This is a genomic window from Haladaptatus ordinarius (genome assembly GCF_054177595.1).
The window spans coordinates 1-4,125 of record NZ_JBPEHH010000195.1 but is presented as its reverse complement, the minus strand read 5'-3'; the positions used below and the strand labels follow the sequence as shown (position 1 = coordinate 4,125).

Sequence of the window (4,125 nt, the reverse complement as noted above, 5' to 3'; positions counted from 1 at the left end):
GAACTTGTCGGAGTTGCTGTTTCGTGACGCCCGCCAACCAGAGAAATCACGCCTCTTACTCAGCGAACGAGTAGCTGAAGCCTTCATGAGGCGATCCAGTGCTTAACCGAACACCAATGGACATGCGTCTAAGTCGTAATCCACCACACTGAAATCAGCCATCTTCGGAAAATGAACGTGGTGGAGTGTGGATGAAACCTCGTGCACCTTCTTTTCGGTAACCGCATCTCCGTCCTTTTCTCGGGCAGCGACAGCAGCCGCCAGGGCATCGAGTTCGACAGGGGCAGTCCGTCCCGGGAGAACCTCGAGCGTCACTCTCCGTCGGTTTACCGAGAGTAATTGGAAGTATTTGCTGTGGGTCAATTGCTCGCGTTCCGCGTATGCTCTCATCCCTTGCTTCCAACCGGGGACGGCTGGTGTAACCTTCCAATGAAGCATGTTACTCGTAATGTCATTTCCAATATTGTTAGGTAGTTCTTGGGATTTCGGATGAGCCAAACACATACCACTTCGAGTTGTTCCCACTATCTTGATTCAGAATACGGTTAGTTCTCTTTTGATCAAAACACCCTCCAACAGCGGAGTGTTGATAAGGGTAAATTGTCTATGAACATCGCAATGACCAGCAGCTCATTAACCGAGGCGCTTCGCGAAACACTCGCGCTCTTCGAGGATGGCGGAGATCCGCGGACGACGACCGAGGTAGCGGACCGCCTCGACCTTGGCCGACGAAGCACGTACGAACGATTGGAGCGTCTTGTCGATAAAGGTCGACTCGATACCAAGAAAGTCGGTGGAAACGGACGTGTGTGGTGGCAACCAAGCAAGGAACGCGACCGCACCAGCTCTAACGGGGAGGCGGCAGCCGAGTCCCTGATCGACGACGTACCCGACCGAAAACGGGAGAAGAGCGCCCATCAGACGGATCGTAAGCAGTTCAAGTCCCTTGTCGACGCGGTCGAAGAGTATGCCATATTCATGCTCGACCCGGAGGGTCACGTCCAGACGTGGAATCCAGGGGCTGGACAGATCAAGGGCTACGATGGCGATGAGATTCTGGGTACGCACTTCTCGACGTTCTACACGGACGACGACCAGGCGGCAGGCATTCCGGCACACAATTTGGAAACCGCTGCTCGAGAGGGCTCAGTGGAAGACGAGGGGTGGCGCATTCGCGCCGACGGGTCACGCTTCTGGGCGAATGTCACCATCACAGCTATCCGCGACGACGATGGCGACCTGGAGGGATTCGCGAAGGTTACACGTGACATGACGGACCGAAAGGAGCATGAACAGGAACTCAGCTATGAGCGAGACCTCGTCAAGCAGATCTTGGAAACCGTTCCAGTCGGTATTGGACTACTCTCGACTACCGGAGACGTCATCCAGGCCAACGAGCGGGCCACTGAGATACTGGGCATCGCCGAAGACGAAGCCGACGGATACGGGGCCGGAGAGCGCCAAATCTACGACGTTGACGATAATCCGGTACCTCCGGACGAGCGACCGTACGCACAGGTACTGGAAACTGGTGAGCCAGTATTCAACTGGGAGTGTCAGGTTGAATATACGGACGGTAATCGTCGCTGGTTGTCGGGGAATACCGTGCCGCTGGAAGGCTCAGAGGGTGAAATTGACCAGATTATCGCCGCAGGTACGGATATTACACAGTTCAAAGAGCAGACTCACCGGCTCGAACGCCAGCGCGGTAATCTCGAAAGCGAACTCGAGGACGTGTTCGAGCGGGTCAACGACGGGTTCTTCGCGCTCGACGACAACCTCCGGTTCACGTATGTCAACCGATGTGCGAGCGAGTTCCTCGACCGTCCAGCGGCCGAACTCGTCGGGGAATACATCTGGGACGCGTTTGAACCTGGACCAAAAGCACAAGAAGGCTTCGAAGAGGCCCTGGACACCCAGCAACCGCTCTCGTTCGAGGAGTTCTACGAGCCACGCAACACGTGGTTTGAATATCATGTCTACCCATCGCAGACGGGCCTTTCGGTCTACTTCAATAATATCACCGATCGCAAGGAACACGAACGCCAACTCGAACAGTACGAGACCATCGTCGAGACGATGCAGGACGGCGTGTACGTCCTCGACGAGCAGTTCCAGTTCGTAACGGTCAATGACGCGTACGTCGAGATGACCGGTTACGACCGCGAGGAACTGCTCGGTGAGCACTGCTCGATTGTGGTCGATGATGACGTCTCTGCTGAATCGGCCAGGCGAGTCGAGGCAATGCTCGCGGGCGAGGCCAAAACAGGCGTCATTGAGGCAGATATTCACCGGGCGGACGGGACGACACTCCGTGCAGAAAGTAGGTTCCGGGGGTTAGCTGGCGAGAAACAGCAGAAAGTCGGCGTGGTCCGAGACGTCAGCGAACGAGTCGCCCGCGAGCGGCAACTCGAGGAGTACCGACGCCAGCTTGAGACGCTGGTAGAAAATTATCCCGCCGGGGCCGCCGCGCTCGTCGACGTTAATCTCCGCTATGTTACGTTCGCCGGTACGGTGGAGGGAGATGCAGATTTGACGAGAGCGGATATCGAGGGAAGGCGAGTAGATGAAGTGATGCCGCCCCAGATCTCGGATGTCGTCCTCCCGCGCTACGAGGCTGCACTCGATGGGAAACACTCCCAGTTAGAGGATACGATCGACGACCGGATTTACCAATTCCACTTCGTCCCAGTTCGCGACGACGACGGCAATGTCTTCGCCGCCACGGCGATGTCGCAGGATATCACTGAGCGGAAAGAGCGCGAGCGCCATCTCGAACAACAACGCGAACGGTTGGCCGCCCTCTACACGATCACCGAGGTCGTCCGTGACATCACCGACGCCGTAATCGCTCAGTCCACTCGCGAAGAGATTGAAGCGACCGTCTGCGAACGCCTCGCGGCCACGGACTCGTATTCGTTTGCCTGGATCGGCGACGTTAACGCCGCCACGAAGACCATGGATGTCCGGACTGAGGCGGGAGTCAAGGGGTACCTCGACGACATCACCATCACCGTCGACCCGGACGACGAACGGAGCGAGGGACCGACGGGACGAGCCTTCCGCACCGGCGAGGTGCAGACGATGCGAAACCTCGCAGCTGACGACCGCTATGACCACTGGCGCAGCACAGCTGAAGAGTATGGCTTCCGTTCATCGGCCGCCATCCCGATCGTGCACGAGAAAACAACCTACGGTGTGTTGAACGTCTACGCCGAGCGCCCGAACGCATTCAAGGGACAGGAGCGTGACGTGGTTGTCCAGCTCGGGGAAATCGTCGGTCACGCCATCGCCGCCGTCGAACGGAAGCGCGCGCTCCTAAATGATGAAGTCGTCGAACTCGAGTTCCGGATTGAAAACGTCTTCGAGTCGCTTGGCATTGACGCGGTCGTGAACGACTTCATCCAACTCGAACACACGGTCCCACTCGACGAGGACAAGTACATCCTCTTTGGCCGGACAACGCCGTCGGATGTTGAAACAATGGAGATGATGGTCGAAACGGTCCCGTTTTACGAGGACGTAACCTTTCGCGACGTCGGCGATGAGACGATTTTCGAGCTCCGGGTCTCCGAGTCGCCGGTTCTGTCCGTCATCGCCTCGCTGGGTGGCACCGTTCCCGAGGCTGTGATTGAAGACGGCGACTATCGCCTGACGGTCCATCTCTCCCCGAACGTGGACGTTCGGCAAGTAATCGATCGAATAAACGAGGAATATCCCAATGCGAACCTCATGAAGCGCCGCCAACGATCGATCCGTGACCATAGCCAACCCATGGTTCCCGAATTGATGTCTGACCTCACGTCACGACAGCGTTCCGCCCTCGAAACTGCCTTCCACGCCGGCTTTTTTGAGTGGCCCCGAGAATCGACGGGGGAGGAGGTTTCCGCTTTGCTCGGCGTTTCAGCGCCGACATTTCACCAGCACCTCCGGAAAGCCGAACAGAAGGTGTTTAAATCGGTACTCTTGTCCGAGACTTCGGCATAATCGCCTCGGCCAGTGCGCGCTTTGTATTCACGTATGGAAATTCTGCGAGTGAAGTAACGGTCGGCCGACTGCATTACTCTTTTGACTGAACACTCGCGTTGCCATTGGATGAGAAAATCACCAGAGGTCAATACAATT

At 56.9% G+C, this 4,125-nt stretch carries 2 protein-coding genes; one reads left to right on the top strand and one right to left on the bottom strand.

Annotation, left to right across the window (positions count from 1 at the left end; translation table 11 throughout):
* Window positions 1–102: 102 nt before the first annotated feature.
* Window positions 103–390: a DUF7344 domain-containing protein gene (locus ACR3FF_RS26015; RefSeq protein ID WP_458190994.1), complete on the bottom strand. Its 288-nt coding sequence runs from the start codon at window positions 388–390 to the stop codon at window positions 103–105.
* A gap of 228 nt (window positions 391–618) precedes the next feature.
* Between ACR3FF_RS26015 and ACR3FF_RS26010 the strand changes: the two genes are divergently transcribed.
* Window positions 619–3,987 (top strand): PAS domain S-box protein, encoded by a 3,369-nt coding sequence (locus ACR3FF_RS26010; RefSeq protein WP_458190993.1) that lies wholly within the window; start codon window positions 619–621, stop codon window positions 3,985–3,987.
* Window positions 3,988–4,125: the final 138 nt, after the last annotated feature.

Bases quoted from the DNA above. Each gene is read 5' to 3' on its own strand.
- ACR3FF_RS26010 (WP_458190993.1), top strand. From the start codon at position 619: ATGACCAGCAGCTCATTAACCGAGGCGCTTCGCGAAACACTCGCGCTC.
- ACR3FF_RS26015 (WP_458190994.1), bottom strand. From the start codon at position 390: ATGAGAGCATACGCGGAACGCGAGCAATTGACCCACAGCAAATACTTC.